Origin of the sequence: Mesorhizobium neociceri (assembly GCF_013520985.1) — a bacterium.
Lineage (GTDB): Bacteria > Pseudomonadota > Alphaproteobacteria > Rhizobiales > Rhizobiaceae > Mesorhizobium > Mesorhizobium neociceri.
Window position 1 is genome coordinate 1 of the sequence record NZ_JACDTY010000036.1, and the last position, 26,451, is coordinate 26,451.

General features: G+C 63.3%; 23 protein-coding genes and 3 pseudogenes. 13 read left to right on the forward strand and 13 right to left on the reverse strand.

Annotated elements, in window-relative coordinates:
- Window positions 1–117: pseudogene (locus tag H0241_RS33925) on the forward strand (IS630 family transposase); the annotation flags it as partial.
- Window positions 118–263: 146 nt separating this feature from the next.
- Here H0241_RS33925 and H0241_RS33930 read toward each other — a convergent pair.
- Window positions 264–1,643, reverse strand: a complete 1,380-nt coding sequence (locus tag H0241_RS33930; RefSeq protein WP_235984615.1) for an MFS transporter — start codon at window positions 1,641–1,643, stop codon at window positions 264–266.
- A gap of 284 nt (window positions 1,644–1,927) precedes the next feature.
- Window positions 1,928–6,718 carry an NAD-glutamate dehydrogenase gene (locus H0241_RS33935; protein ID WP_181062075.1) on the reverse strand — a complete coding sequence of 1,597 codons (4,791 nt, stop codon included), beginning with the start codon at window positions 6,716–6,718 and terminating at the stop codon, window positions 1,928–1,930.
- 130 nt (window positions 6,719–6,848) lie between these two features.
- Between H0241_RS33935 and H0241_RS33940 the strand changes: the two genes are divergently transcribed.
- The 4 genes and pseudogenes from H0241_RS33940 to H0241_RS33950 all read left to right on the forward strand — a co-directional run bounded on the left by H0241_RS33940 (window position 6,849) and on the right by H0241_RS33950 (window position 8,883).
- A complete protein-coding gene (locus H0241_RS33940) occupies window positions 6,849–7,412 on the forward strand; it encodes a peroxidase-related enzyme (RefSeq protein ID WP_181062076.1) in 564 nt (187 codons plus the stop codon).
- A 7-nt stretch (window positions 7,413–7,419) separates the two neighbouring features.
- Complete coding sequence (locus tag H0241_RS33945; RefSeq protein ID WP_181062077.1) at window positions 7,420–8,370, forward strand: hypothetical protein; 951 nt, start codon at window positions 7,420–7,422, stop codon at window positions 8,368–8,370.
- Window positions 8,357–8,443: pseudogene (locus H0241_RS36545) on the forward strand (peroxidase-related enzyme); the annotation flags it as partial. The gene H0241_RS33945 and the pseudogene H0241_RS36545, both read left to right, overlap by 14 nt.
- A gap of 116 nt (window positions 8,444–8,559) precedes the next feature.
- Window positions 8,560–8,883 carry a YciI family protein gene (locus H0241_RS33950; protein ID WP_181062078.1) on the forward strand — a complete coding sequence of 108 codons (324 nt, stop codon included), beginning with the start codon at window positions 8,560–8,562 and terminating at the stop codon, window positions 8,881–8,883.
- Window positions 8,884–8,960: 77 nt separating this feature from the next.
- Here H0241_RS33950 and H0241_RS33955 read toward each other — a convergent pair whose 3' ends face one another.
- A complete protein-coding gene (locus tag H0241_RS33955) occupies window positions 8,961–9,575 on the reverse strand; it encodes a LysE family translocator (protein WP_181062079.1) in 615 nt (204 codons plus the stop codon).
- Window positions 9,576–9,717: 142 nt separating this feature from the next.
- On the opposite strand from H0241_RS33955, the gene H0241_RS33960 reads away from it, so the two are divergent.
- Window positions 9,718–10,752: an L-idonate 5-dehydrogenase gene (locus tag H0241_RS33960; protein ID WP_181062080.1), complete on the forward strand. Its 1,035-nt coding sequence runs from the start codon at window positions 9,718–9,720 to the stop codon at window positions 10,750–10,752.
- Window positions 10,753–11,077: 325 nt separating this feature from the next.
- Window positions 11,078–11,704: a DUF1062 domain-containing protein gene (locus tag H0241_RS33965; RefSeq protein WP_181062104.1), complete on the forward strand. Its 627-nt coding sequence runs from the start codon at window positions 11,078–11,080 to the stop codon at window positions 11,702–11,704.
- Window positions 11,705–11,761: 57 nt separating this feature from the next.
- Here the strand turns inward: H0241_RS33965 and typA are convergent, their stop codons facing one another.
- Window positions 11,762–13,591 (reverse strand): translational GTPase TypA, encoded by a 1,830-nt coding sequence (gene typA / locus H0241_RS33970; protein WP_181062081.1) that lies wholly within the window; start codon window positions 13,589–13,591, stop codon window positions 11,762–11,764.
- A 197-nt stretch (window positions 13,592–13,788) separates the two neighbouring features.
- On the opposite strand from typA, the gene H0241_RS33975 reads away from it, so the two are divergent.
- Window positions 13,789–14,067 carry a hypothetical protein gene (locus tag H0241_RS33975; RefSeq protein ID WP_235984616.1) on the forward strand — a complete coding sequence of 93 codons (279 nt, stop codon included), beginning with the start codon at window positions 13,789–13,791 and terminating at the stop codon, window positions 14,065–14,067.
- Window positions 14,068–14,270: 203 nt separating this feature from the next.
- On the opposite strand, the gene H0241_RS33980 is transcribed toward H0241_RS33975, so the two are convergent.
- Together H0241_RS33980 and H0241_RS33985 are read right to left on the reverse strand one after the other, a co-directional pair.
- Entirely contained in the window at window positions 14,271–15,845 is a 1,575-nt protein-coding gene (locus H0241_RS33980; protein WP_181062083.1) for an alkaline phosphatase D family protein, read from the reverse strand.
- A gap of 260 nt (window positions 15,846–16,105) precedes the next feature.
- On the reverse strand, window positions 16,106–17,389 hold the full coding sequence (locus H0241_RS33985) for an MFS transporter (protein ID WP_181062084.1): 1,284 nt from the start codon (window positions 17,387–17,389) through the stop codon (window positions 16,106–16,108).
- Between the two features lie 73 nt (window positions 17,390–17,462).
- On the opposite strand from H0241_RS33985, the gene H0241_RS33990 reads away from it, so the two are divergent.
- A complete protein-coding gene (locus H0241_RS33990; protein WP_181062085.1) occupies window positions 17,463–18,080 on the forward strand; it encodes a TetR/AcrR family transcriptional regulator in 618 nt (205 codons plus the stop codon).
- 264 nt (window positions 18,081–18,344) lie between these two features.
- Window positions 18,345–18,938: a hypothetical protein gene (locus tag H0241_RS33995; RefSeq protein WP_181062086.1), complete on the forward strand. Its 594-nt coding sequence runs from the start codon at window positions 18,345–18,347 to the stop codon at window positions 18,936–18,938.
- Between the two features lie 242 nt (window positions 18,939–19,180).
- Here H0241_RS33995 and ppa read toward each other — a convergent pair whose 3' ends face one another.
- The 7 genes and pseudogenes from ppa to H0241_RS34030 all read right to left on the reverse strand — a co-directional run bounded on the left by ppa (window position 19,181) and on the right by H0241_RS34030 (window position 24,090).
- Window positions 19,181–19,714, reverse strand: coding sequence for an inorganic diphosphatase (ppa, locus tag H0241_RS34000; RefSeq protein WP_023668623.1), 534 nt, complete (start codon window positions 19,712–19,714; stop codon window positions 19,181–19,183).
- Between the two features lie 123 nt (window positions 19,715–19,837).
- Window positions 19,838–20,344 carry a GNAT family N-acetyltransferase gene (locus H0241_RS34005; RefSeq protein ID WP_181062087.1) on the reverse strand — a complete coding sequence of 169 codons (507 nt, stop codon included), beginning with the start codon at window positions 20,342–20,344 and terminating at the stop codon, window positions 19,838–19,840.
- A 168-nt stretch (window positions 20,345–20,512) separates the two neighbouring features.
- Window positions 20,513–21,151 (reverse strand): TPM domain-containing protein, encoded by a 639-nt coding sequence (locus tag H0241_RS34010; RefSeq protein ID WP_181062088.1) that lies wholly within the window; start codon window positions 21,149–21,151, stop codon window positions 20,513–20,515.
- Between the two features lie 6 nt (window positions 21,152–21,157).
- Window positions 21,158–22,048, reverse strand: coding sequence for a TPM domain-containing protein (locus H0241_RS34015; protein WP_181062089.1), 891 nt, complete (start codon window positions 22,046–22,048; stop codon window positions 21,158–21,160).
- Between the two features lie 51 nt (window positions 22,049–22,099).
- Window positions 22,100–22,603: pseudogene (locus tag H0241_RS34020) on the reverse strand (TPM domain-containing protein); the annotation flags it as partial.
- Window positions 22,604–22,607: 4 nt separating this feature from the next.
- The gene (locus H0241_RS34025) at window positions 22,608–23,399 is read right to left on the reverse strand and encodes a TPM domain-containing protein (RefSeq protein WP_181062090.1); all 792 of its coding nucleotides are present in this window, start codon (window positions 23,397–23,399) and stop codon (window positions 22,608–22,610) included.
- Window positions 23,400–23,451: 52 nt separating this feature from the next.
- On the reverse strand, window positions 23,452–24,090 hold the full coding sequence (locus H0241_RS34030) for a LemA family protein (RefSeq protein ID WP_181062091.1): 639 nt from the start codon (window positions 24,088–24,090) through the stop codon (window positions 23,452–23,454).
- 212 nt (window positions 24,091–24,302) lie between these two features.
- On the opposite strand from H0241_RS34030, the gene H0241_RS34035 reads away from it, so the two are divergent.
- From H0241_RS34035 to H0241_RS34045, 3 genes are read left to right on the forward strand one after another with little or no spacing between them, the layout of a single operon-like run.
- Window positions 24,303–24,554 carry a hypothetical protein gene (locus tag H0241_RS34035; protein WP_181062105.1) on the forward strand — a complete coding sequence of 84 codons (252 nt, stop codon included), beginning with the start codon at window positions 24,303–24,305 and terminating at the stop codon, window positions 24,552–24,554.
- 7 nt (window positions 24,555–24,561) lie between these two features.
- Window positions 24,562–25,446, forward strand: coding sequence for a pyridoxal kinase PdxY (gene pdxY / locus H0241_RS34040; protein ID WP_181062092.1), 885 nt, complete (start codon window positions 24,562–24,564; stop codon window positions 25,444–25,446).
- The gene (locus tag H0241_RS34045) at window positions 25,443–26,201 is read left to right on the forward strand and encodes a DUF429 domain-containing protein (RefSeq protein WP_181062093.1); all 759 of its coding nucleotides are present in this window, start codon (window positions 25,443–25,445) and stop codon (window positions 26,199–26,201) included. The genes pdxY and H0241_RS34045 overlap by 4 nt, the downstream gene beginning before the upstream one ends.
- The last annotated feature ends 250 nt before the right edge of the window (window positions 26,202–26,451 follow it).

Genomic DNA, 26,451 nt, shown 5'->3' on the forward strand with positions numbered 1-26,451 from the left:
CAGAAGCGAACCGTCGAGGACACTTGGCGCCACATCGGCCACCTCGTCGAAACAATCGAACCCGGCGAATGCAAGAACTACTTCGCAAACGCCGGGTACGCTTCCATCAAAACGTGAAAGACTCTAGCGCCTTTTTACCCTCCCCTTGATGGGGAGGGTCGGTGCGCTCGCTTGCGAGCGCACCGGGGTGGGGTGATTGGCGCCGCACCCCCGCCCCGATCCGCTTCGCGGATCGACCCTCCCCACAAGGGGGAGGGTAAGCCTCACTCCACCGGCTGATCCGCCGGATATGGCGTCTTGATCAAAATCGCTATGCCGACACCGAGGAACAGCACAATTGCCGCCATGCCCAGTCGTGCAGAGCCGCTGGCGAGCGTGATCGTCGCCACCATGAACGGCGCCAGGAAACTCGTCGCCCGTCCGGCCAGCGCATAGATGCCGAAATAGCGGCCGGATTCGGCAGCAGTCACACTGCGGGCCATATAGGAACGCGACGAGGCCTGCACCGGCCCGAAGGCCAGTCCGATCAACAGGCCATAGAAAATGTAGGCCTTTTCCGCCGCCGTGCCGAATAGACCGCCGCTATCGGCTCCCGGCATCATCCAGACGCCGAATAGCGTGTAGCCAGGCCCGGTCGAAACGATGCCGATGGTGGCGAGGCTGAGCAGGACAAGCGAAATCATCACGATGGTCTTGGAGCCAAGCGCGGTGTCGAGGCGTGCGGCAACCAGGCAGCCGACAATGGCAACGACGTTGAGGATGATGCCGAACATACCGATCTCGGTGATCGACCAGTGGAACATCGCCGCCGCAAAGGTGCCGCCCAGAGCGAGCAGCGCGTTGACGCCGTCCTGATAGATCATGCGGGCGACAAGGAAGCGGAAGATGCCTTTCCGCTGGCGCACTTCGGTCAGGGTCGACTTCAGCTCCGATAGGCCTTCGCGCACCGCCGGCCCGATCGGAATGCCTTTGATGGCGTCCGGGGTGAAGAAGAACATCGGCAGGATGAACAGGAAGTACCAGCCGGCCGAGAGCGGCCCGGTGGCGCGCGCGTCCTCGCCTAGTTTCGGGTCGAGCCCGAACAGCGGGTCGATGCCGATGATCGTCTTGCCGCTCTCCGCCGAACCCGCCAGACAGGTGACGACAAAGATCAGTGCGATCATGCCGCCGAGATAGCCGAGGCCCCAAGCCATGTTCGAGATGTGGCCGATCTCGCTCTTCGGCACCAGGCGCGGCATCATCGAATCGTTGAAAACGGTCGAGAACTCCGCCGCCACCGAAGCCAGCGAGAAAAACAGCACCACCAGGAAAAGGTTCGAGCCCGGCGCAGCGAACCACAGCAGGCAAAGACTGATGATCTTGATCGAGGCGAAGAAGGCGATCCATGGCTTGCGTGGGCCGGTCTGGTCGGCAATCGAGCCGAGGATCGGGGACAGAACGGCGATGACCAGGCCCGCCGCGGCGATGCCGTAACCCCAGGCCGCCTGGCCGGTTTCCGGATCGCTGGCCATGCGTGAGACGAAATAGGGTCCGAAGATGAAGGTGGTGACGACGGTGAAAAACGGCTGCGCCGCCCAGTCGAACAACATCCATCCCCAGATGCCGCGTCCCGACGCCCGCTGCACTGTTTCTACCGCCGCCATGCTGAAGATCCCTGCTCCGCCCGTATCGGGCGCCATGTCTGCATGTTTCGAATGCTCATGCAAATGACAAGCGTTGCGCTGCCCCTCCTTATTGCTCTCGGGTTCCTCGCCCCCACGGAGTGGGGGAGAGGTGGCTCGGCGAAGCCGAGACGGAGAGGGGGAAAAGCGCCGTACGTTTGGATTTACCGGTCAAGGCTCAGCCCTACGAAAGGCCCCCTCTCCGGCCGCTTCGCGGCCACCTCTCCCCCGCTTTGCGGGGGCGAGGAACCCAAGCTTTTGAAGCCTCACATTCCCGTCAGGTCGCTCATCAACCCAGACGCCACCGACAGCCTGGACACGGTGATGTCGCCGCCTTCGGTCAGCGCCTGCAGCCGCTCGCGGATGCGGGCCACCCGCTCGCCACCGGCTTCCAGCCAGGCCGCCACAGGATCCGCCGTTCCTGCATGGCCGGTCAGGGCCGCCACCGCAATGCCGCGCCTAGCAGCGCCGATCGTGTCGGTGGCGCGCGACAGCGCCAGCTGGTCGTAATAGTCCGACGGCGTGATCGAGCGCGCCGCCTCTTCGACGCGCGGAATGCGGAAGGCATCACTGACGGCAAAGAACGCCTTGGCCGCGGCGATTATGTCGGCATTGGCCATGCGCGCCGTCAGCGCGATGTCGGGGATCAGTCCCGCCAGATCGGCCATTGCCAGCTGCCCGGCGAGCTTCTCCGGCGCGCCGGCCTTGAACAGGCCGTGCCGCCGCTCCTCGACCCGCTCGCGCGAGAAGGCCGGCAGCAGCGAAATGAGCTTCGGCTCCAGCGCCTTGCGCGCCTCCTGCAATTCGGTGATGCGCTGGCCGAGCGCTGCGGTGCCGGCATCGTTCTTCAGGTACCAGCCGCTGGTCACGAAAATAAGCCGGCTGACGGACTGATAGAGGTCGAGCTGCGCCTGGCCATCGATCTGGCTGTCCAGCGCGTCGATCTCGCGGTAGAGCGCCGGCAGTCCAAAGCCGTCGCGCACCACGGCGAAGGTGCGCACCACATCGGCGGCGCTGCGCCCCGTGGCTTCCTGCAGCCGGTTGACGAAGGACGGGCCGCCGCGATTGACGAGATCGTTGGCAACGACGCGGGCGATGATTTCGCGGCGCAGCCGGTGGCCATGGATTTCGGCCGCGTATTTCTTCGCCATCCGATCCGGGAAATAGCCCATCAGGTCGCGGTCGAAATGCGCATCGTCCGGCACGTCGCTGGCGACGATGTCGGAAAACAGCACGATCTTGGCATAGGCGAGCAACACGCCGAGCTCGGCCCGGGTCAGCGGCTCGCCGCGCGCCTCGCGCTCGGCAAGGGCGGCCGGCGACGGCAGCGTCTCGACGGCGCGGTCGAGCAGACCGCGCGCCTCCAGCGCGGTCATGAAGCGACTTTGGTGCGCGATGTCGGCAAGCCCGCGCTTGCGCGCGATGGAAAGCGCCAGCGTCTGCTCGTAATTGTTGGACAGCACCAGCCCGCTGACCTCGTCGGTCATCTCGGACAGAAGTTTGTTGCGCGCCGGCCGGGTCAGCGATCCCTTGCGCATGGCCGACGCCAGCGCGATCTTGATGTTGACCTCGACGTCGGAGCAGTTCACGCCGCCCGAATTGTCGATGGCGTCGGAATTGCAGCGGCCGCCATTCATGCCGAACTCGATGCGGGCACGCTGGGTGACGCCGAGATTGGCGCCCTCGCCGATCACCTTCGCCCGCACATCGAGTGCGGTGATGCGGATGGCGTCATTGGCGCGGTCGCCGACATCGGCGTTGGTTTCGCCCGAGGCCCTGAGATACGTGCCGATGCCGCCGAACCACAGCAGGTCGATATTCGCCTTGAGGATGGCGGTCATGATCTCGACCGGGGTTGCGGTGGTCTTGGTGAGGCCGATCGCCGCCGCCGCTGCCGCAGGCAGTGTGATCGACTTCTGGCTGCGCGAGACGATGACGCCGCCTTCCGACAGTTTGGTCTTGTCATAGTCCTGCCAGGATGAGCGCGGCAGCGCGAACATGCGCTCGCGCTCGGCCATCGAGGCCACCCTGTCCGGATCGGGATCAATGAAGATGTCGCGATGGTCGAAAGCGGCGATCAGCCTGGTCTGCGGCGACAACAGCATGCCGTTGCCGAACACGTCGCCCGACATGTCGCCGACACCGACGACGGTGAAGGGCGAGGTCTGGATGTCGCGGTTCATCTCGCGGAAATGCCGCTTCACCGCTTCCCAGGCGCCCTTGGCGGTGATGCCCATCTTCTTGTGGTCGTAGCCGGCCGAGCCGCCGCTGGCGAAGGCATCGTCGAGCCAGAAACCGTGCTTCTCGGAAATGGCGTTGGCGGTGTCGGAGAAGGTCGCCGTGCCCTTGTCGGCAGCGACGACGAAATAGGGATCGTCTGGGTCCCGGCGCACGACACCGGCAGGCGGGATGACGCCGTCCAGGCCGATATTGTCGGTGATCGACAACAGGCTGGAGACAAAGTTCTTGTAGGCCGAAGTGCCGGCTTCGAAGATGGCGTCGCGGCTGCCGCCAGCGGGCAGGCGCTTGGGGAAGAAGCCGCCCTTGGCGCCGACCGGCACGATAACGGCATTCTTGACCTGCTGCGCCTTGACCAGGCCGAGCACCTCGGTGCGGTAGTCCTGGGCGCGATCCGACCAGCGCAGGCCGCCACGTGCCACCGGACCGAAGCGCAGGTGCACGCCCTCGACCTCGGAACCGTAGACGAAGATCTCGCGCCACGGCCGCGGCGCCGGCAGGCCTTCGACCGCTTGCGAGTCCAACTTGATCGCCAGCGACTGGCCCCTGGCCTTCGTTTCGGAAACGAAATGATTGGTGCGCAGCGATGATTGGATCAAATTGAGATAGCGGCGGATGATGGTGTCGTCATCGATGTTGGGCACCTCTTCCAAGGCGTCCTTGATCTTGGCCTTGAGATGCTTGGCGGCGACGACGCCTTCCGTCGCGGCCGTCGGGCCGAGGCGGGCCACGAACAGCGCATGCAGGCCGCGCGCGATGTCAGGATAGCGGTTGAGCGCGGCGGCGATGAAATCCTGGCTTTGCGGAATGCCGGCCTGCTGCAGGTAGCGGCCATAGGCGCGCAGGATGGTGACTTCGCCCGACCACAGGCCGGCGGTCTGGGCAAGGCCGTTATAGCTGTCATTGTCGACATCGCCACGCCACACCGACAGGAACGCGTCCTCGAACAGCGCGCCGCCATCGGTGAGGTCGATCGGCTTGCCGTAGCTGTTCTCCAACTCCATGTCGTGGACGAACACTGCATCGCCGCCCTCCTCGCCGACTTCGAATGTGCGCTCGCTGATGACGCGGAAGCCGATGTTTTCCAGCACCGGCACGCGCCGCGACAGCGCCACCGGGCTGCCGTGGTGATAGATCTTCAGCGCCGCCTGGTGCGGCTTCTGCTCGGCATGCCGGTAATAGTCGATGGCGATCGGATTGGCGGCGCTGATTTTAGCGATGCGCCCGGCATCGGCCAGCGCCACCGCCGCGCTGAAGGAATCGCGATAGCTCTCAGGAAGCCGCGTAGCGATCGCCTTCAGCGACGGATCGCCGCCACCGGCCTCCGCCGCCTCGGCCAATGCGTCGTCCCAGGTGCGCACAATGTCGCGGATCGCCGCTTCGATCGCCGCCTGCTCGACCTTCGGCGTCTTGCCGCCGGAACGGCCGATGATGAAATGCACGCGCGTCAGCCCGCCTTCCGGGAAGGCCGGATAGTAAGCCGACAAACGGCCTTCGAACACGGTCTTGAGATAGGTGCCGATCTTCTCGCGCACGACGCTGTCATAGCGGTCGCGCGGCACGAAGACGAGGATGGAGACGAAGCGGTCGAACTGATCGACGCGCACCAGCGCCCGCACCCGCGGCCGTTCGATCAGGCCGAGTATGGCGCCGGCGTGCTTCTTCAGGATCGGCACCGGCACCTGGAACAGTTCGTCGCGCGGATAGCTCTCCAACACGTTGATGAGCGCCTTGCCGGAATGGTCGTGCCGGTCGAAGCCGGACTTGGCAATGATGGTTTCGGCCTTCGACCGCAGATACGGGATTTTCATCACCGAGCGCGTGTAGGCGGTCGAGGTGAACAGGCCGACTATGCGCAGCTCGCCCGACAGCGCGCCCTTGGCGGTGTAGGTCTTGACGCCGATATAGTCGAGATAGATACGGCGGTGCACCAGCGACTTGGCGTTGGCCTTGGTGACGATCAGCGGTTCCGGCCCGTGCAGGAAGGCGCGAATTTCCGGCGTCGTCGTCACCGCTTCGGTGCCGCGCCTGAGCACCAGGACATCGGGGTCGGAGAGGATGCCGAGGCCGGGCTTGTCGGCGCGCTCCAGATTGCCGCTCTCCGCGCCGCCGGTGTATTTGAACTCGCGCATGCCGAGGAAGGTGAAATTGTCGTCGCGCAGCCATTCCAGGAAGGCGATCGCCTCGGCGACGTTTTTCTTGTCAAGCGGCACGGCGGAATAGCGAAACTCAGAGATCGCCTGGTCGAGGCGGGCCAGCATCGGCTTCCAATCGCTGACTGCGGCGCGGACCTGGTTGAGCATCTTGCGCAGCCGATCGGCCAGCGCGTTCGCCTGGTCCGCGGTCAGGCGCGGGATGTGGACATGGACGACGCTCAGCCGGTCGTGGGTGCTGTCGTCCTTGATGACGCTGCCGTCGCCGAGGATCTCGTCGACACCAGTCTTACCATGGCGCACGACGATGACCGGATGGGTGACCAAAGTCGGCTCGCCGGCGGTCTCGGTGATCTCGCCGAGGATCGAATCGAACAGGAACGGCATGTTGTCGTTGACAACGGTGATGATCGTCATCGGGCGGCCTTCGCGGGAGACGCCCGAATCGGCATCGACAGCGACGACGCTCTGGCCCTTCTTGTGGACGGCGACCGCCCGTCCGGCCAGATCAGCGGCGCGCTGAAGGTCGGCGGCGTCATAGGCGGCAATGTCTTCCGCCGGCGCGCGTGCCAGCAGATAATCGGCGAGTCCGGCCGACTTCTCGTCGGGTTTCACCGCCGCAGTGGCTTTTTTCTTCGACTTCGCTGCGGATTTCACGCTCGCCATGATGTCCTCCCGTCACATGCTTTTACGACTATGGTAGCAGATGACCGCCGTTTGGCGACAAAGGTTTGACGGCTCGCTAAGAATTATCGGAATTCGGCGGTCAGGCGGTAGCGAACGAGGAGGAGACCCCATGTCCGGCAAAATCAGCGCACTTGACCTCGGTATCGCGGAGCTGAGCGAGGCGACAAAAGCCTATTTCGCCAAATGCGAGGAAAAGCTCGGCCTGGTTCCCAACGTGCTTCTTGCCTACGCGTTCGACGAGAAGAAACTGCGCGCCTTCACCGACACTTACAACGACCTGATGCTGGGTGAATCCGGCCTGTCGAAGCTGGAGCGCGAGATGATCGCGGTGGTCGTCTCCTCGATCAACCATTGCTATTACTGCCTGACCGCGCATGGCGCGGCGGTGCGCCAGCTCTCCGGCGACCCGGCGCTCGGCGAGATGATGGTGATGAATTTCCGCGCCGCCAATCTGTCGCTGAAGCAGACCGCGATGCTGGAATTCGCCATCAAGCTGACCGAAGAGCCAGCAAAGATCGTCGAGGCGGACCGGGCAGCACTGCGCAACGCCGGCTTCAGCAACCGCGACATCTGGGACATCGCCTCGACCGCCGCCTTCTTCAACATGTCCAACCGGGTCGCGGCGGCGATCGACATGCGGCCGAACGACGAATACCACGCCATGGCGAGGTGAGAGTTGCATGGTTCGAGCTTCCGCCTTTGCAGCCGCCATCGTATCGGTTTTGCTGGTTGGCCATGAGACGCATGGCGAGACAACCGCCCCCGCCGGTGCATCCGTTTCCCTTCCCTACCGGCCAACCGCGGGACAGATCTGGCTTGTCGAAATAGAGCGGACGAAGACGATTGCCGATCGCGGCATTACCACTACGGAAAGCGGCAAGATCAGCGGTCGATATGAACTGATAGGAAACCGCGAAGGCGGCTATTCCTCTGCCTGGACGATTACAGAACTGAGCAGCGGGCCAGTCCCGCTTTACAATTGGACTACCGTCTCTGCCCTTCACGGGATGCGCGTTGAGTTCGATACCGACATTCAGGGATCGCCTGTTGCCCTGAAGAATTGGCCAGTTGTCCGGGATATCGTTGAGAAGCAGCTGCTCACACTGCCCAAATACGCCAATCGCCAGGCAGCCCAAAACACGATTCATAAGTTTTTCTCGGCTCTGACTCCCGAGACTGCCGTTCCTTATTTCCTACAGGAACTTGATATCACAGCAGGCTGCCAGAACACCGATCTCCCGATAGGCCGGGAAATTACATCAACCGATACGACTCAAAATCAAGCCGGCGAGCCTTTCGCCAACTCGCGCACGAATTTACTGATTGGCATCGATCAAGTTGCCAGAACGGCGACGTTGAAACGGCGCCTGATCTCGGACGCCACGAACGTGTCTGGAGTTCTTGTCGACGTGGTCGAGAAACTGAACCCGGAAACCGGGAAAATGGAGAAGCAGACCGTTCGTACCGACGCAGCGGTGCACCAATCAAACACAGCTGACTGCACGGTGGACATCGACAACGGCGTAACGCGACATGTTCTGTATGAGGAAAGGCTCGAGGTGGCTGGGCAGGACAGAACGAAGGTGTTTGACGACATATGGAACATAACTGTTACGTTGGCGGCTAAGTAGCCGCGCCGCGCCCCGCGTGGCGGCTGCCATCGACATGCGGCCGAACGACGAATACCACGCCATCGCGAGGTAGCGGTCACATTATATTAGCCGCCGCGCATTCTCGTTGCGTGTTCGTCTTTTTGGTCAGATGATCCCCAAGCGGCATGACCGCGTGCCGGTTCGAGCCGCTCACCAAGGGAGGAGAACATGGCGAAATTTCTCTATGTCTATCATGGCTCCGGCAAGATGCCGACCGACGAGGCCGAGCGGAAAGCCTCGATGGATGCCTGGACCGGCTGGTACGGCAAGCTTGGCTCGGCCGTCGTCGACGGCGGCAATCCGGTCGGCAAGTCGAAGATGGTGCTGCCCGGCGGCAAGGTCGAGAACAATGGTGGCAGCAGTCCGACCGCCGGTTACACGATCGTCGAAGCGAAGGACATCGACGATGCCGTCGCCAAGGCGAAGGGTTGCCCGATCCTGATGGACCCGGCGTTCAGTGTCGAGATCGCGCCGATCATCGAAATGATGTGACGCGATCTACCGAAGGTCATCGAAGCAAAAAACGATCCGCCTTTCGCTGATGCGATCCTTCGGTTTGGGGTCACGCCCTATGACCGCGTCGCGATAGCCGCCGCGGCGCCGGCCATCGTCATGGCGCTGAGGCGGTTGGCGATCTTCATGGCGCGCTTGCTTTTGAGCAGCTTGCGCGCCTGCGACGCCACGACCACCCACGCAAGATTGACGGCGATCAGAACCACCGCCATCGTCGCCGTCAACTCGACCCAGCCGACAATGCTGACCGAAGCGAGGTCGATGATGGTCGGCAGCAGCGCCAGATAGAACATCATGATCTTGGGATTGCCGAGCGTCACCGCCATGCCGGCGAAGAACAGCTTTGCCGGCGAATCCTCGCGCGGCATCTCGCCTTCTTTCGCATCGACAGGTGCGGTCCACATCTTCCAGGCGAGATAAGCGAGGTAGGCGACGCCTACCCATTTCACCACCACGAAGGCGAAGTGGAAGGTCTGCGCCACGACAGCCAGCCCGAACACCGCCAGCGACAGCCAGATGCCCTCGCCGATCCACATGGCGAGCAGGAACGGGAACACGTCGCGAAAGCCCTTCGAGATGACGCGGGCGACAAGCGCGGCGATCGATGGTCCCGGCGAACCGGCAGTGACGAACAGAGCGGCAGCGAAGATGAGCAGCGAGGTGAGGTGCATGGCAGTGCCTTCGAGCGTTGGAGTGCCAAGGATAGCCGATCAGCCGCAATTTGGAACCCTGCGGGCTGATGGGCCAGAGCTTGCGAGATATTTGAGCGCTCGCACCTTGCCCGCACCTATGGTTTGAGAAAGGATTGCGGCCATGAAATCAATCGTCATCCATGCGGCAAAAGATCTGCGCATCGAAGAGACCGACCTGGGCGTGTTAGGCACCGGACAGGTCGAGATATCGGTCGAAGCCGGCGGCATTTGCGGCTCGGACCTGCACTATTACAATCATGGCGGCTTCGGCGTTGTGCGCCTGCGCGAGCCGATGATCCTCGGCCATGAAGTCGCCGGCACGGTGAAGACGCTTGGCACCGGCGTATCGACCCTCGCCGTCGGCGACCGCGTCGCGATTTCGCCCAGCCGGCCCTGCAATGCCTGCCGCTACTGCCTGCAAGGCATGCAGAACCAATGCCTCAACATGCGCTTCTACGGCAGCGCGATGCCGATGCCGCACATCCAGGGAGCCTTTCGCCAGCGTCTCGTCGCTGAGGCCTGGCAGTGCCACAGAATAGCCGACCATGTCTCCATCAACGAAGCCGCCTTCGCCGAACCCTTCGCGGTGACGCTGCATGCCGTGAACCGCGCCGGCTCGCTGCTCGGCAAGCGGGTTCTGGTCACCGGCAGCGGGCCGATCGGCGCGCTGTGTATCCTCGCCGCACGCGTTCACGGCGCGCGTGAGATCGTCGTCACCGATGTCATGGACGCCGTGCTGGCCAAGGCCATGGAAATCGGCGCCGACCGCACCATCAATGTCGCCACCGACAGCGGCAGCCTCGCCGCCTACAACATCGAAAAGGGCAGTTTCGACGTCATGTTCGAATGCTCGGGCAACGAGCGCGCGGTGCGGGCGGGACTCGACGTGTTGAAGCCGCGCGGCGTGCTGGTCCAGCTCGGCCTTGGCGGCGATATGTCGCTGCCGCAGAATCTCATCGTCGCCAAGGAAATCGAGATGCGCGGCTCCTTCCGTTTCCACGACGAGTTCGCGCTGGCCGTCGATCTGATCAACAACCGCCGCGTCGACGTCAAACCGTTGCTGACCGGCATCTATCCGATGGACGAGGCGGTAGCGGCGTTCGAGATCGCCGGCGACCGCACCCAATCGATGAAGGTGCAGATCGCGTTCGTTTAGGCAAAACACGAGGCTTGTCTGTGCGCTACTATGTCGCTAGAAGAGCCGTCCCGACATCCATTTCGAGCTCCATTTTGCCTCAGTAACCGCCGGTCTCGCCAACTCCCCTGATCACACTTGGCAGGGCGCCGCATCAGCGGAGCCTGCTTCATTTCACGTGTTCCTCAGGCGGCGGCTCGAGACCGGTTTGGCACTGCTGAACCGCTGTCGCGCGCTTGTCGCCCGTGACACCTGATTTCCAGACAACCGCAGCCTCTCGCCACGCCGTGCCCGCATGGGCATCTCGACATTGCCGGCCTGAAGAACTTCCCGACGGGAAGGGCTTATCGGCATGTCTCTGCGCATCCACTGGGCGATCGCGCCCGAAATCGCACCTCGACCCCTGATCAACTGCAACCGCTGCGGCGCCGTGAAAGCCTATCGCTGCAGCGACAAATTCCGCGTCAACGCCAATGGCAAGCGCATCGACGTCTGGCTGATCTACCGCTGCATCGACTGCGACAATTCATGGAATTTCGGCATTTTCGAACGCTGCAACCGCCGCGACATCGAACCTGCGCTGCTAGCAGCGCTTGAAAGCAACGATCCGGTACTCGCGCGTCGTCATGCCTTCGATGTCGTCGCATTGCGCCGCCGGGTGGGCCGCATAGAGGAATTTTCCGACGTCGTCGTTCACAAACAGAGGCTCTGCGACAACAGCGAAAGCGCGACCGCGCTGGAACTCGGGCTTGAGCTCGAAATGCCGACATCGCTGTGGCTCGACCGGCTGCTCGCCGGCGAACTCGCCATCTCACGGTCGCGGCTTCAGGCGCTGGAGGAGAAACGGCTGCTGGTGGTTGATCCGGACGGAGCCAGGGCTTTGCGCAAGCCGGCCCGTGAAGGAACGACGATCCGCATCGACCTGAGCGGCGAGCCCGACAGGGATACCATCATCTCTGCGGCCGGTGGGTAATAGAAAGGGGCGAAGCACCGCGGTGCTCCGCCCCTCAAATCCATCAAAGTCAGACGATTAGGCCGCGCCGACCACTTTGGCCGACTTCTCGAAGCGCTTGCGCTCGTTCGGGTCGAGATAGAGCTTGCGCAGGCGGATGGTCTTCGGCGTCACCTCGACCAATTCGTCGTCCTGGATCCAGGCCAGCGCGCGCTCCAGCGTCATGCGGATCGGCGGCGTCAGCTTGACCGCCTCGTCCTTGCCGGCGGCGCGGATGTTGGTCAGCTTCTTGCCCTTCAGCACGTTCACTTCAAGGTCGTTGTCACGGCTATGGATGCCGATGATCATGCCCTGATAGACCTTGACGCCGGGGTCGATGACCATCGGGCCGCGGTCTTCCAGGTTCCACATGGCGTAGGCGACGGCTTCGCCCTGCTCGTTGGAGATCAACACGCCATTGGTGCGGCCGGGCAGTTCGCCCTTGTAGGGCTGATAGGCATGGAACAGCCGGTTCATCACGGCGGTGCCGCGCGTGTCGGTCAAGAGTTCCGACTGGTAACCGATCAGGCCGCGTGTCGGCGCGTGGAAGACGATGCGCTGGCGGTTGCCGCCGGAGGGGCGCAGTTCGACCATCTCGGCCTTGCGCTCCGACATTTTCTGCACGACGACGCCGGCATGCTCCTCGTCGACGTCGATGACGACTTCCTCGACCGGCTCCAGCAATTCGCCATTCTCGCCGTTCTGCATGACGACGCGCGGACGCGACACGGCGATTTCAAAGCCCTCGCGGCGCATCGTCTCGATTAGCACCGCCAGCTGCAATTCGCCGCGGCCGGAGACGAAGAACGAATCCTTGTCGGGCGATTCCTCGATCTTCAGCGCGACATTGCCTTCGGCTTCGCGCAGCAGGCGGTCGCGGATGACGCGGCTGGTGACCTTGTCGCCTTCGGTGCCGGCCAGCGGTGAATCGTTGACCAGGAATGACATGGTCACGGTCGGCGGATCGATCGGTTGCGCATGCAACGCCTCGGTCACCGCCAGGTCGCAGAATGTGTCGGCGACGGTGCCCTTCGACAGGCCGGCAATGGCGACGATGTCACCCGCCTGCGCCTCATCGATCGGCTGACGCTCGAGGCCGCGGAAGGCGAGGATCTTCGAAATACGGCCGGTTTCGATCTGGGTACCGTCATGGTGCAGCACCTTGACCGCCTGATTGGACTTCAGCGTACCGCTCTCGATGCGGCCGGTGATGATGCGGCCAAGGAAGGGGTTGGCTTCCAGAATGGTGCCGATCATGCGGAACGGGCCGGGATGAACGGTCGGCTCCGGCACATGCTTGATCACGAGATCGAACAGCGGCGCAAGCTGCTGGTCCTTCGGGCCTTCGGGGTTTTCCGAGACCCAGCCATCGCGGCCCGAACCGTAGAGGATCGGGAAGTCGAGCTGCTCGTCGGTGGCGTCCAGCGCCGCAAACAAGTCGAATACCTCGTTGACGACCTCGACATGGCGGGCGTCCGGACGGTCGATCTTGTTGATGACGACGATCGGCTTCAGGCCGACCTTGAGCGCCTTGCCGACGACGAATTTGGTCTGCGGCATCGGGCCTTCGGCGGCGTCGACCAGCACGATGGCCGAATCCACCATCGACAGGATGCGCTCGACCTCACCGCCGAAATCGGCGTGTCCGGGCGTGTCGACGATGTTGATGCGGGTGTCCTTCCAGTCGACCGAGGTCGCCTTGGCCAGGATGGTGATGCCGCGTTCCTTTTCGAGGTCGTTGGAATCCATGGCACGCTCGGCGACGCGCTGATTGTCGCGGAAGGAGCCGGATTGCCGCAGCAATTGGTCAACGAGGGTGGTTTTTCCATGGTCGACGTGCGCGATGATCGCGATATTACGAATTTTCATGTTGTGGTCTCGGGAGCGTTGCAGGCAGCAGGCCAAAAGGCGCCGCCTCTTTCGGTTGCGCGGCTCATACAGGGTTTTTCGCAATTGCGAAAGAGGAGGCGCATCACCAAATACTCATCAAATCTTAAGCATCTCGGTGTGAGATGGTTTTGTTAACCAAGGCGGGAACCTTTCGGGGCCCGGGCAGTTCGAAATTCATGACCGACAAACTCAACCGATTTTGGCCACTCATCGCTTCGGTCGCATTCGCTGCCCTGCTGGCGGCCAATGCCGCTCAGTCGGCCGCGACGCTGAAGGAAGCCAATCCCGCTTCGTCGTCCGACCAGACGGCCGAGCAGATGTTTGCCGACGCCCCTGATGGTGTCGACCCCGTGGTCACCGGCCCGGTCAGCGCCTCTTTCAAGCAGAGGCAGCAGGTTGCCGGCTGCGACAGTGCCGTTTGGCCGAAGATTCCGACGGTTTGCTACCCGGACTGACGCTCCCTACAAGCGTAGCGATCCTTCGCGCCCCCCTCTGCCCTGCCGGGCATCTCCCCCTCAAGGGGGGAGATTGGCAGCTCCTATGCTGCGCCCGACCATCGACTGTGGCTGGCGAAAGCCGGCGTGAAACCCGATCTCCCCCCTTGAGGGGGAGATGCCCGGCAGGGCAGAGGGGGGTGCCTCGCGCCGACCTATCAGGCCTACGCCGAGCGCACCGGATCGAGCGTCACCTTGTAAAGCTCGTTGTCGTCGCGGTCCATCAGCCGTACCGTCAGCTGCTCGGAAGCGCCTGAAATATCCACCAACCCGAAGAACTGCAGCCCGGCCGAGGGCGGCAGGTTCTGGCCCTGCTCGGCGGTCGGCGCCTTGATGAATTTCAGCTCCGGACCGAAGGTCATGTCGAAATCATTGGGGCCGAACGTGCCGGCATGGATCGGGCCGGAGACGAATTCCCAGAACGGATTGAAGTCCTGGAACTGCGCCTTGTCAGGGTTGTAATAGTGCGCCGCCGTGTAATGCACGTCAGCCGTCAGCCACACCGTGTTGGCGATGCCGGCGTTCTTGATGTAGCGCAACAGGTCAGCGATCTCGAGCTCGCGGCCCTTCGGCAGACCATTGTCGCCATTGCTGACGGCTTCCGCGCCCACCTTCTTGGTGCCATCGTTCCAGACGACGAGGCCGAGCGGCATGTCGGCGGCGATGATCTTCCAGGTTGCCTTGGAATTGGCCAGCTCGCGCTTCAGCCATTTCGTCTGCTGTTCGCCGAGCATGCGCGATTCCGGCGTCATCGTGTCCTGCATATCCGGACCGTTCGGGCCGCGATAGGAGCGCATGTCGAGGAAGAACACGTCGAGCAGCGGTCCGTGGGAAATCTTGCGGTAGACGCGGCCGGGTTCCGACGGCTCGTAGCGGATCGTCGTCATCTCGTGGAAGGCGCGCGCCGCACGCGCCGCCAGCACATGGATGGATTTTTCGGTGTAGCGGTTGTCGGCGCTCAGATCCTTCGAATCCGACCAGTTGTTCAGCACTTCGTGGTCGTCCCACTGGTAGAAAGTCGGGCAGATGGCGCTCAGGGCGAGAACGTTCTCGTCCATCATGTTGTACTTCCACTGGTCGCGGTACTCGTCCAGCGTCTCGGCAACCTTGCGCTTGCCGTCGATGAGGACGACGTTTTTCCACTTGCCGCCGCCGGGCAGGTCGACCTCATCCTTCATGGCGCCGTCGGCGTAGATGGTGTCGCCGGAATGCAGGAAGAAGTCCGGCGTGTGCTTGGCGATGGTGGCATAGGTCTTCATGCCGGTCTCGTCGATGCCCCAGCCCTGGCCGGCCGTGTCGCCCGACCAGGCGAACTTGATGTCGCGCTTCGAGGCGGGTGCGGTGCGGAAGCGGCCGATGATCGGCTCGGAAACGACATTGATGTCGGCGAGATCGGCGGCGATCATGCGATAGAAGATGTCCTGGTCGGAAGCGAGGTCGGTGAGCAGGCGCTTGACCGTAAAGTCGCTGGCCGGCGAGGTATCGAGCGGCGCCAGACGGGTGGCGTTGGCGAAGTTCTCCGTCGACGATATCTCGAACATGACGCGCGAGGGACGATCGGTGCGCGTCCACACCATGCCGCTCGAGGCGTCGACATCGCCGGACTGGACGCCATGGGTGAAGGCCGGGCGTTGGCTGGCGCGCGAATAATAGGGCAAAGCGAGCCCCGATGCGCCGAGCAGCCCGGCCGCACTCGCTGATGTGACGAAAGCGCGGCGGGTCAACGAAAGCTTGTTCATGGCTGTCTCCTGATGGCTTGAACGTCCGCCACCAAGCTCCAGCTTCAATGTTTCAGCCGCATCTCGGGAAGATGAAGTTTTGATAACAGTGAACAGGTGAGCATCTTCCTTCTCCCCTTGTGGGAGAAGGTGGATCGGCGCGTTAGCGCCGAGACGGATGAGGGGTGTTCCAGCGGAGTGAGACGTTGCGTTCCCTGGAACACCCCTCATCCGTCGCCTTCGGCGACACCTTCTCCCACAAGGGGAAGGGGGAGCCTGCCCTAAGCCGCCTGCGGTTCCGGATCGAATGCCGGCTTGCTCGTGTTGATCAGCAACGACAGACACGCAGCCACAATCGCCGTCATGCCGGCAATCAGGAAGGCCAGTTCGTAGTTGCCCTGCAACTCGCGCATGGTGCCGCCGAAGGCGGCGGCGGTGGCTGCGCCGACCTGATGGCCGGCGACGATCCAGCCGAACACGATCGGGCCGCTGCGGTCGCCGAAGGCTTCGTTGGCAAGCCGCAGTGTCGGCGGCACGGTTGCGATCCAATCCAGACCGTAGAGCACGGCGAAGATGATCAGACTGGTCGCCGAGAAGCCGGAATAGGGCAGATAGATCAGCGCCAGGCCGCGAATGCCGTAATAGACGCCAAGCAGCTTGCGCGGGTCGAAACGGTCGGTGAGCCAGCCCGACAAAGTCGTGCCGATCAGGTCGAATATGCCCATCAGCGACAGCAAGCCGGCGGCCTGCACCTCACCGATGCCCATATCGCCGCAGAAGGAGATCAGATGCGTGCCGACCAACCCGTTGGTGGTGAAACCGCAGATGAAGAAGGTGGCAAACAGATACCAGAAGACGCGGGTGCCGGCGGCGCGGCGCAGCGTGTTCAGCGTATGCGCCAGGAAATTGCCTTGCGAGGCCGGCGATACCGGCGGCACGTCATCGACCTCGGCGCCAAAGCGCACCATGCCGATCGAAGCCGGACGCTCCGGCACCAGCAGCCAGACCAGCGGCAACAGACAGGCAGTGGCGACAGAGACGGCGATGGCGACCGGCTGCCAGCCGCCGGACTGGGCGAGCGAGGCGAGCAGCGGCAGGAACACCAGCAGGCCGGTGGCGCTGGAGGCCGACATCAGTCCCATGACAAGACCGCGATTGGTCTTGAACCAGCGGTTAACAATGGTGGCGCCGAGCACGGTGGCAACCGCACCCGAGCCTATGCCGGAAAACACGCCCCAGGTGATGAACAGGTGCCAGGGCTCGGTCATCAGCAGGCTGAGCGCGGTCGAGCCCGACATGATCACCAGCGAGGCAAGCAGCGTGCGGCGCAGACCGATACGCTCCATCAGTGCGGCGGCGAACGGCCCGGTCAGGCCGTAGAGGAAGATGCCGATTGCGGCGGCAATCGAAACGGTATCGCGCCCCCAGCCGAAACTGTTGTCCAACGGCAGCATCATCACCGAGGGAGCCGAACGCAGACCGGCCGCGATCAGCAGGCAGAGGAAGATGACACCGACCACGACGAAAGCGTAGCGCTGGCCAAAGGGACGGGATTGAGCTATCATGTTACTGACCGGTACGTTGCAGGGCGAGGAGATGTATACGTACCGATCGGTAACACGTCAATTGAGTCATACCATGCCAACGGACAAAAATATTGAACTGATCATCAGCGGCAGTCATGCAGCGTCGCCGCCCAAGGCTGCCAAGAGGATCCTCGACGTGGCGTATGACCTGTTCTACCGGCGCGGCATCAGGGCGATCGGCGTCGACGAGATCGTCAAGCGCGCCGGCGTCACCAAGCCCAGTCTCTATCGCAGCTTTCCCTCCAAGGACGAATTGGCCGCCTCTTACCTCAAGCAATATGACCGTGAATATTGGGAGCGTTTCGACGAAGCCGTGGCCGCCCATCCCGGCGACCCGCGCGCGCAGCTCAAGGCTTTCCTGACCCGCATCGGCAAGCGCACGCAGACGCCGGACTATCGTGGCTGCGGCATGACCAACGCGGCGGTGGAGTATCCAGAGCACAGCCATCCGGCGCGCGTTGTCAGCGAAGCCAACAAGCAGGAACTGCGCCACCGCCTGCGCGCCATGGCAGCAGCGATGGGTGCGCAAGACCCTGACACGCTGGGTGACGGCCTGCTGCTTCTGATCGAAGGCGCCTATATCAGCGGCCAGCTGTTTGGCCTTGGCGGACCTGCCGCATCAGTTGCCCGCAACGCAGACCTGCTGATTGAGGCCAGCTTGAAGAAATAGCATTTTCGAACGTTGGCGCCGCCCCTCACCTGCCTGCCGGCATCCTCTCCCCGTAAACGGGGAGAGGGACGCTCCCATCACCGATTTCGCCAATTGCCAGCGTTGCAAGAGAGTCACCAGCGGCGCGGCCAGCCTCTTTCTCCCCGTTCACGGGGAGAAATGCCCGGCAGGGCAATGAGGGGCGGCACCAACGTTGAGATTGGGACGCTAGGCCGGCCGCAGATTTGGCGATAGGCTGGGACGAACTCCACGGGAGACGTTTGCATGCGCATCCTGCTTGTCCCCTTCGCCCTCGCCACCCTCGGCCAGGCAGCCCATGCCGATGGCATATCCAGCGCCTACACCGATCTCGACTCGCAAAAGGACTGCGTCACCTATGCCCAGGCCGAGGAAGGCGACGGTGAGTGGGCCGAACTCGCCTGCTCCGGCTATCGCGGCTATCCCGTGCTGATCGCCTATGACGATGCACGTGAATCGCTGTTTTACGGGTTTCCGCCTGGCGGCGACATGACGACGGTCTGGGAGAGCTTTTCCGGCTTCAACTCGTCAGGAGCCAAGGTCGAGTGGCGCATCGAGAGCAAGGGCGACGTTGCCGTTCCCTTCGCCGTCATCCACCGCCGCTCGATCAGCAATCCCGAGGACGAGAACAAGCCGACCGAAGTGCTGCTCGTCGCCAAGGTCGCCCAGATGGAAGCCCGTGACGGCTGCACCATCGGCCTGGTGCTCGCCACCGGCAACCCGCAAGCCAACGACCAGGCGCGCAAGCTGGCCGACGAAAAGGCAAGGAATTTCGCCTGCGGCAAGGACAAGCACACCGTCATCGGCAACGTGCCGGCTTTCGGTAGGGTGGATAATTAAGCACGTTGGCGCGAGGCACCCCCCTCTGGCCTGCCGGCCATCTCCCCCTCAAGGGGGGAGATTGGCAGCTTCGCTGCGGCGCTTTTTCTTTTCGGCGCTGAAAATTAACGGCAGCCGGGGCGACGTCTGATCTCCCCCTTGAGGGGGAGATGGCCGGCAGGCCAGAGGGGGGTGCCTCGCGCCAGTGTTTTGAAAGATACAACCGCTTAGTCCGAAGGAAGCGAGGCCTAGCGCGGCGTCGCCTACTTAGCCGCCTTCGCCCGCGCGATCGCGTCGACGATCATTTTCTTGGCATATTTGGAATCGTGCCAGCCTTCGATCTTGACCCATTTGCCGGGTTCGAGATCCTTGTAGTGCTCGAAGAAGTGCTGGACCTGGTCGCGGGTGATCTCGGGCAGTTGCGTGTATTCGGTGACGTTTTCGTAGCGCAGCGTCAACTTGGGCGACGGCACGGCGATGACCTTCTCGTCCTGGCCGGCATTGTCTTCCATCACCAACACGCCGATCGGCCGCACATTGATGACGCAGCCCGGCACCAGGGCGCGGGTGTTGCAGACCAGAACGTCGATCGGATCGCCATCGCCCGACAGCGTGTGCGGCACGAAGCCGTAATTGCCGGGATAGCGCATCGAGGTGTGCAGGAAGCGGTCGACGAACAGCGTGCCGGCCTCCTTGTCCATCTCGTATTTGATCGGCTCGCCGCCGATCGGCACCTCGATGATGACGTTGATGTCCTCAGGCGGGTTCTTTCCGATGGCAATGGCTTCGATACGCATGGCTCAAATCCCTCTCTCGATTTCCAAGATCGATAGCGGGCGGCGCGGAATGGTGCAATGCGGCGATTGGTGCGGAACGCTAATGGAAGCGCACAGTTTGTGATGATTTGTAACCGAGGCCCGTTATTCCCAGACGAAGGCGACCTTCTTCAGCGCCCTCTGCTCGAAAACCTCGACGCCTTCGGCAACGTCGCGGCCGCCTGCGCCGGCATAGAAGGCGAGCGCGTTCTGGTTGTCTTCCAGCGCCCACACCACCATGCCTTTCAGCCCGTGGTCGGCAAGCCGCGCCCGCGCCGCCTTGAACAGTCGGCTACCGAGCCCGATGCCCTGATATTCCGGGCGCAGGTAAAGCTCGTAGATCTCGCCCTGCTGCCGAAGCTCGCGGGCCCGGTTCTTGCCGATCGTGGCGTAGCCGGCGATGGTGCCGCCGATCTCGACCACCAGCACGGTGGCGGCGCGGCGAATGGCGTTGGCCCACCAGTCGGCGCCGCGGCGGTTGATCATCGAGGTCAGCGAGCGATGCGGGATGATGCCGGAATAGGCGCCCTCCCAGGCCTGCTGATGCACGTCGGCGATGGCGCCGGCGTCGCGCGGTTCGGCTTTCCTGATGTCGATGCTCAGCGTATTCATGATTTGTTAACCATAAACCCGCATCGGCCATTTGCAAGAGTCGAGGCCAGCCCGCCAACCGCTTTCTCACAGCCGATCACGACACCTGCTGACATCGGGCAAAGCCTGCTTGAAAACGCACTCAGCCGAGGTGGTCAGGCGTCCGGCTGAGGTGCGTTTGCTGGCTTTTCAGATCTCGACGAGATGGTCGTCGAGCTCATTGGCGTCGCCCGACGTCACCGGGAAATGTTCGGCCAGCACCGCGCCGACCTGCCCGATCGCCTTGACGAAGCCGTCGGCGAGACGGTCGTCGCCGGCATGCCGGGTCAGATCGCTGATGACGCCGTCCCAGACATGCTGGCCGACCTTGCCGTTGATACCCGAGTCGGCCACGACTTCGGCATAGCGCTCGGCGATCGACACGAAGACCAGCACGCCGGTGCGCGCCGTGGTGCGGTGGACATTGCGGGCGAGGAATTGCCTGAGCGCATTGTCATGTGCCGCCTGGTAACGCTGCCGGCGCGGCACCAGATGGATGCGCAAAGCCGGCAGCGCCCACAACAGTACCAGCACCGAGGCCATCGCCAGCAGCTGAGCGAGGACGAAATGCGGCAGCCGGATCGACAGCCACCAGGTTTCCAGCCCGTAGCCGACGGCGAGGCTGACGATCAGCATGCCAACCGTCGCCATGAAGGCGGCGGTAAAGAAATAGCCGTCGCTGGCATGCGCGACGACGCAATAGATCTCGCCGTCGGTTTTCGCCTCGGCGGCGCGGATCGCGGTGGCGATGCGCTCATGGTCCTGCGGGCTGATCGGTCGTGTTGCCATCTTGTCTCACCAGCTCCCTGAAGACCCGCCCCCGCCGGACGAACCGCCACCACCTGAAAACCCGCCGCCGCTGCTCGAGCCCGACGACCAGCTGCTGCCCGAACTTCCTGATGACCATCCACTGCCCGACGACCATCCCGACGACGAACTCGTCGTCCAGCTGCTGCCCGAAGACGATCCGCTCGGCCCCTGGCCGTAGCGGAAGGTCATGCCCAGCCATTTATACACGCCCGGCGACAGCTTGGTGCCGAAGATCGGCGGCAGGAAGGCCATCGCCATGCCGCCGATGAACATCGTCGCCCACAGGATCAGGAAGATCGCGACGATGGGATCGATGGGTGTGCTGTTGTCAGCCGGGTTGCGCTTGCCGCGCGCCTCCAGCTCTTCGGGATTGCCTTCCAGCACCATGACCATGTCGTCGACGGCTTTGGAAATGCCGCCGGAGAAGTCGCCGGCGCGAAAGGCCGGCACCATGTCGTTTTCGATGATCAGTTTGGTGTGCAGGTCGGTGAGCGTGCCTTCCAGCCCATAGCCGACCTCGATGCGCATCTTGCGGTCGTTCTTGGCCACCAGCAGAAGCACGCCATTGTTCTCGCCGGTCTGGCCGAGCTTCCAGAACCGGAACAGCCGGTTGGCGTAGGGCTCGATCTCTTCGCCGTCGAGGCTGTTGATCGTCGCGACGACGATCTGGTCGGAGCCCTTTGTCTCGAAATCGGCCAGCTTCTGGATCAGTGCCGCCTTGGTCACCGGGTCGATGATGCCGGCATCGTCGACAACGCGACCGGTGAGCGCCGGCAACTCCGCCGCCAGCGCGGCGAAACCGACGATCAACACCGCCAAGGCAACCAACGCACCGGCGGCGAAACGCTTGGAGGAGCTGATGATTGACCTCATCATATCGTCACCGCCCCTAACGCTTCCGGATTGCCCTCAAGCGCCATGACTGTCCTCGAGCACCGTGATCATGTCGTCGACGGCTTTGGAAATGCCGCCGGAGAAATCGCCGGCGCGGAAGGCCGGCACCATGTCATCTTCAATGATCCGTGTGGCGTCCAAATTGGTCAGCGCGCTTTCCAGCCCATAGCCGACCTCGATGCGCATCTTGCGGTCGTTCCTGGCCACCAGCAGAAGCACGCCGTTGTTCTTGCCGACCTGGCCGAGCCTCCAGAAGTTGAACAGCCGGTTGGCGTAAGGTTCGATCTCCTCGCCGTCGAGGCTGGGGACCGTGGCGACGACGATCTGGTCGGAGCCTTTGGTCTCGAAATCCGCGAGTTTCTGCGTGAGTGCCGCCTCGGTCGCGGCGTCGATGATGTCGGCATCGTCGACCACCCGCCCGGTAAGCGTGGGCAACTCCGCCGCCAGTGCGGCAAAGCCGACGAACAATACCGCGATGGCCAACAACACGCCGGTGGCGAAACGGCCCTGCCCGAAATGGATGGTGCGTGCGGTCATCCCGTCACCAGCTTCCCGATGAGCCGCCGCCGCCGGACGAACCGCCGCCACCGGAAAAGCCGCCACCACCGCTTGAACCCGACGACCAGCCGCCGCCCGAAGACCCGCCGCCGCTGGAGGACCGCTTGTGCGGTTCGAAAGTCATGCCCAGCCAGCGGTAGCGGCCGGGGCCAAGCTTCTTGCCGAAGATCGGCGGCAGGATGGAGGCCGCCATGCTACCGAAGAAGATGATCGCCCAGATGGTGATGAAGACGGTAAAGAACAGATCATCGGTGTCGATTGGCGGCTTCTGGTTGCGTTCGCCGCGCGCCACCAGTTCCTCCGGATTGCCTTCCAGCACCATCACCATGTCGTCGACGGCTTTGGAAATGCCACCGGAGAAATCGCCGGCGCGGAACGCCGGCACCATGTCGTTTTCGATGATCAGTTTTGTGTGCAGGTCGGTGAGCGTGCCTTCCAGCCCATAGCCGACCTCGATGCGCATCTTGCGGTCGTTCGGCGCCACCAGAAGCAGCACGCCGTTGTTTTCCTTGCCCTGGCCAAGCTTCCAGAACCGGAACAGCCGGTTGGCGTAGGGCTCGATCTCCTCGCCATCGAGGCTGGGGATGGTCGCGACGACAATCTGGTCGGAGCCTTTTGTCTCGAAGTCGGCGAGCTTTTGGGTGAGCGCAGCTTTGGTTCCCGCATCGATGATGCCGGCATTATCGACGACGCGGCCGGTCAGCGCCGGGAGATCGGCGGCGAAGGCGGTGAGGGGCAGGAAAAGAACGAGGAGCATAAACGCGAGAACGCGCATGGGGTGCCGCCCCTCATCGGCCTGCAAAATCACGACGGATGATCCCTAGCTCTCACCCGCCCTGCTTCGTGCCGAAATCGACTTTCGGCGGCTGCATCTTGTCTTCATCGACAGTGAAGTTGGCGAAGGGCTCGTTGCTGCGGAACCAGAAGGTTGCCCATAGCACGGACGGGAAGGTCCTCAGCGTCAGATTATAGTCCTTGACCGCCAGGATGTAGTCGCGCCGCGCCACCGCGATGCGGTTCTCGGTGCCTTCGAGCTGCGCCTGCAACGCCAGGAAATTCTGGTTGGCCTTGAGGTCGGGGTAGGCCTCGGATACCGCGATCAGCCGCGACAGCGCGCTCGTCAGCCCCGCCTGCGCGTCCTGGAACTTCTTGAGGGCTTCGGGATCCTTCAGCGTTTCCGGCGTCACCGTGATCTGCGTCGCCTTGGCGCGCGCTTCGACCACTGCATCGAGCGTGTCCTTCTCATGCGCCGCATAGCCCTTGACCGTCTCGACAAGGTTGGGGATCAGGTCCGAGCGGCGCTGATACTGGTTCAGCACCTCGCTCCACGCTGCCTTGGCATTTTCCTCTGCTGTCGGGATGGTGTTGTAGCCGCACCCGACAAGCAGCGGCAGCATGAAGGCCATCATCAGCACGGCCGGCAGGCTGCGGAAGGGAAGCGGTGGAGCAAGGCGCTGGGCAAACATGGTGTGGTCCCTCGACAGAAGTTGCATGCGAAGCATTAGAGCATGATCACGAAAAGTGGGAACCGGTTTTCGGAAAAAGATCATGCTCCACTCTGATCTAGCACAATCCGCGCTCAAGAAAATGTCTGCGGCTGGCACTCACTCATGCGCCCGCGAGGCCCTGTGATTGCCCGCACGAACACGGTATGGTTGCCGTGAAACAGGACGGGATCATGGCGGAACGCCGCGACGAAGACAGCGAATCGCGCCGCATTATCGAGCGCGTGGCGAACGAGGGCGGCCTCGGCGGCGCATCGTTGGTGTCGCGGGTCGCGAAAGGCGCGCGCGATCACGTCACCGCCGCCGAGGCCGATCGCTCCGACCCGATCGAGGTCTGGGGCACCCGCATCGGCCGAGCGCTTGGGCTCATCGTCGCCCTCGGCCTCTTGATCTGGCTCGTGTATTACGTCTCCCGGGGCAGCTAGGAATTCCATGAACAGCGAAAAAGCCGACGCGCCGCGCGCGGTCATCGTCATTTCCAGCCATGTCGCCCGCGGCTCGGTCGGCAACCGCGCCGCCGTGTTCGCGCTGGAGACGCTGGGCTTCCCCGTATGGGCGGTGCCGACGGTCATCCTGCCCTGGCATCCGGGCCATGGCCGGGCGACGCGCATCGTGCCGCCGCTCGACCAGTTCAAGGCGCTGATGGCCGATCTCGAGCGCGCGCCCTGGCTGGGTGAGGTCGGCGCCGTGCTGTCGGGTTATCTCGGCGAGGCCGGCCAGGCCGAGGCCGTTGCCTCGCTGGTTGCCGCGGTCAAGGCGAAGACGCCGGACGCGGTCTATATATGCGACCCGGTGATGGGCGATTCCGGTGGGCTCTACGTGCCCGAGCCGACGGCCGCCGCCATGCGGGACCGGCTGATGCCGATCGCCGACATCGCCACGCCCAACCGCTACGAGCTGGAGTGGATGGCGGGCGCGCCCTTGCCCGATCTGAAATCGGTCATTGCAGCTGCCCTCCATGCCGGCCCAAGAACCATGCTGGTGACGTCGGCGCCATCGATGATGACCGGCGGCACCGGCAATCTGCTGCTCGACGCCAACCAGGCGCTGCTGGCCGAACACCGCCTGATCGACAAGCCGCCAAATGGGCTGGGTGACCTGACGGCCGCCGTCTACCTCGCCCGCATCCTGTCGGGACAGCCGCCGATCAAGGCGCTGCAGTCGACCACGGCCGCGGTCTACGAGATCCTGGCGCGCACCGCCAAACGCGGCGGCGACGAATTGCAGCTGGAGACCGATGCCCAAAGCCTGTCGCACCCGATGGCGATGGTGCAGCTGCGCCATCTCACACATCCGGGGCGGGACCGCCGGGCGTGACCTCGGCCGTCGGCGTCGACGGCTGCAAGGCCGGCTGGATCGCCGTCCACCGCGATCCGGGCGCTTCGCCGTCGGTCTGCGTCTTCGCAAGCTTCGCGGCTCTGCTCGACGCCTTGCCGGCCGATGCGATCATGGCCGTCGACATGCCGATCGGCCTGCCGGATTTTTCGCAAAGAGGCGGGCGCGGACCGGAAGCGCTGGTTCGGCCGCTGCTCGGAGCGAGGCAATCCAGCGTCTTTGCCATTCCCTCGCGCACAGCGCTTTATGCCGACACCAATGACTTCACCACGATCGAAGCATGGTATGCAGCGCATCGCCGCGCCAGCGAGGTGGCAAAGGCGACCTCCGATCCACCGCGCGGCGTCTCGATCCAGGCCTTCGGTATCTTTGCCAAGATCCGCGAGATCGACGCGCTGCTGATCGCTCGTCCCGAGCTGCGGACCCGTGTCTTCGAATCGCATCCGGAAGTCGCCTTCTGCCGGCTGAATGGCGAAAAACCGATGACGCTGCCGAAGAAGATCAAGGGCGCCGTCAATCCAGCGGGAATGGAGGAGCGTAAGGCACTGCTCTGCCGACACGGCTATGTCAGGGACTTTCTCGACAGGCCGCCGCCGAAAGGTGCTGCAGCCGACGATTTCCTCGACGCAGCCGCCATGATGCTGATCGCCGCGCGCATCGCCAGCGGCGAGGCAAGGTCGTTTCCGGATCCGCCTCTTGCCGATCGTTTCGGCATTCCCGTCGCGATCTGGGCGTAAAGCAGGCCGTGAGCCATGCGCGCTGCATGACGATTTGCAACGGAGCCATCCGCAATTCGGCATTGCCCGCGACGGGCTTTTGCCGTTAGAGCCTTTTTTCAGAGTTAGGTCTGTCGAGATTCAGGTCAGGCCGAGTCGAGAATGGCTGATGCCGAGAACCGGAGCGGAGCGTACTTCAGTACGTGAGCACCGGAAGCGCAGGCATCGGTCATTCGCAGGCCGGCCTCACCTGAATGTCGATGGGCCGTGC

Coding starts and splice junctions, on each gene's coding strand:
- H0241_RS33930 (WP_235984615.1), bottom strand. CDS start 1,643: ATGGCGGCGGTAGAAACAGTGCAGCGGGCGTCGGGACGCGGCATCTGG.
- H0241_RS33935 (WP_181062075.1), bottom strand. CDS start 6,718: ATGGCGAGCGTGAAATCCGCAGCGAAGTCGAAGAAAAAAGCCACTGCG.
- H0241_RS33940 (WP_181062076.1), top strand. CDS start 6,849: ATGTCCGGCAAAATCAGCGCACTTGACCTCGGTATCGCGGAGCTGAGC.
- H0241_RS33945 (WP_181062077.1), top strand. CDS start 7,420: ATGGTTCGAGCTTCCGCCTTTGCAGCCGCCATCGTATCGGTTTTGCTG.
- H0241_RS33950 (WP_181062078.1), top strand. CDS start 8,560: ATGGCGAAATTTCTCTATGTCTATCATGGCTCCGGCAAGATGCCGACC.
- H0241_RS33955 (WP_181062079.1), bottom strand. CDS start 9,575: ATGCACCTCACCTCGCTGCTCATCTTCGCTGCCGCTCTGTTCGTCACT.
- H0241_RS33960 (WP_181062080.1), top strand. CDS start 9,718: ATGAAATCAATCGTCATCCATGCGGCAAAAGATCTGCGCATCGAAGAG.
- typA (WP_181062081.1), bottom strand. CDS start 13,591: ATGAAAATTCGTAATATCGCGATCATCGCGCACGTCGACCATGGAAAA.
- H0241_RS33975 (WP_235984616.1), top strand. CDS start 13,789: ATGACCGACAAACTCAACCGATTTTGGCCACTCATCGCTTCGGTCGCA.
- H0241_RS33980 (WP_181062083.1), bottom strand. CDS start 15,845: ATGAACAAGCTTTCGTTGACCCGCCGCGCTTTCGTCACATCAGCGAGT.
- H0241_RS33985 (WP_181062084.1), bottom strand. CDS start 17,389: ATGATAGCTCAATCCCGTCCCTTTGGCCAGCGCTACGCTTTCGTCGTG.
- H0241_RS33990 (WP_181062085.1), top strand. CDS start 17,463: ATGCCAACGGACAAAAATATTGAACTGATCATCAGCGGCAGTCATGCA.
- H0241_RS33995 (WP_181062086.1), top strand. CDS start 18,345: ATGCGCATCCTGCTTGTCCCCTTCGCCCTCGCCACCCTCGGCCAGGCA.
- ppa (WP_023668623.1), bottom strand. CDS start 19,714: ATGCGTATCGAAGCCATTGCCATCGGAAAGAACCCGCCTGAGGACATC.
- H0241_RS34005 (WP_181062087.1), bottom strand. CDS start 20,344: ATGAATACGCTGAGCATCGACATCAGGAAAGCCGAACCGCGCGACGCC.
- H0241_RS34010 (WP_181062088.1), bottom strand. CDS start 21,151: ATGGCAACACGACCGATCAGCCCGCAGGACCATGAGCGCATCGCCACC.
- H0241_RS34015 (WP_181062089.1), bottom strand. CDS start 22,048: ATGATGAGGTCAATCATCAGCTCCTCCAAGCGTTTCGCCGCCGGTGCG.
- H0241_RS34025 (WP_181062090.1), bottom strand. CDS start 23,399: ATGCGCGTTCTCGCGTTTATGCTCCTCGTTCTTTTCCTGCCCCTCACC.
- H0241_RS34030 (WP_181062091.1), bottom strand. CDS start 24,090: ATGTTTGCCCAGCGCCTTGCTCCACCGCTTCCCTTCCGCAGCCTGCCG.
- H0241_RS34035 (WP_181062105.1), top strand. CDS start 24,303: ATGGCGGAACGCCGCGACGAAGACAGCGAATCGCGCCGCATTATCGAG.
- pdxY (WP_181062092.1), top strand. CDS start 24,562: ATGAACAGCGAAAAAGCCGACGCGCCGCGCGCGGTCATCGTCATTTCC.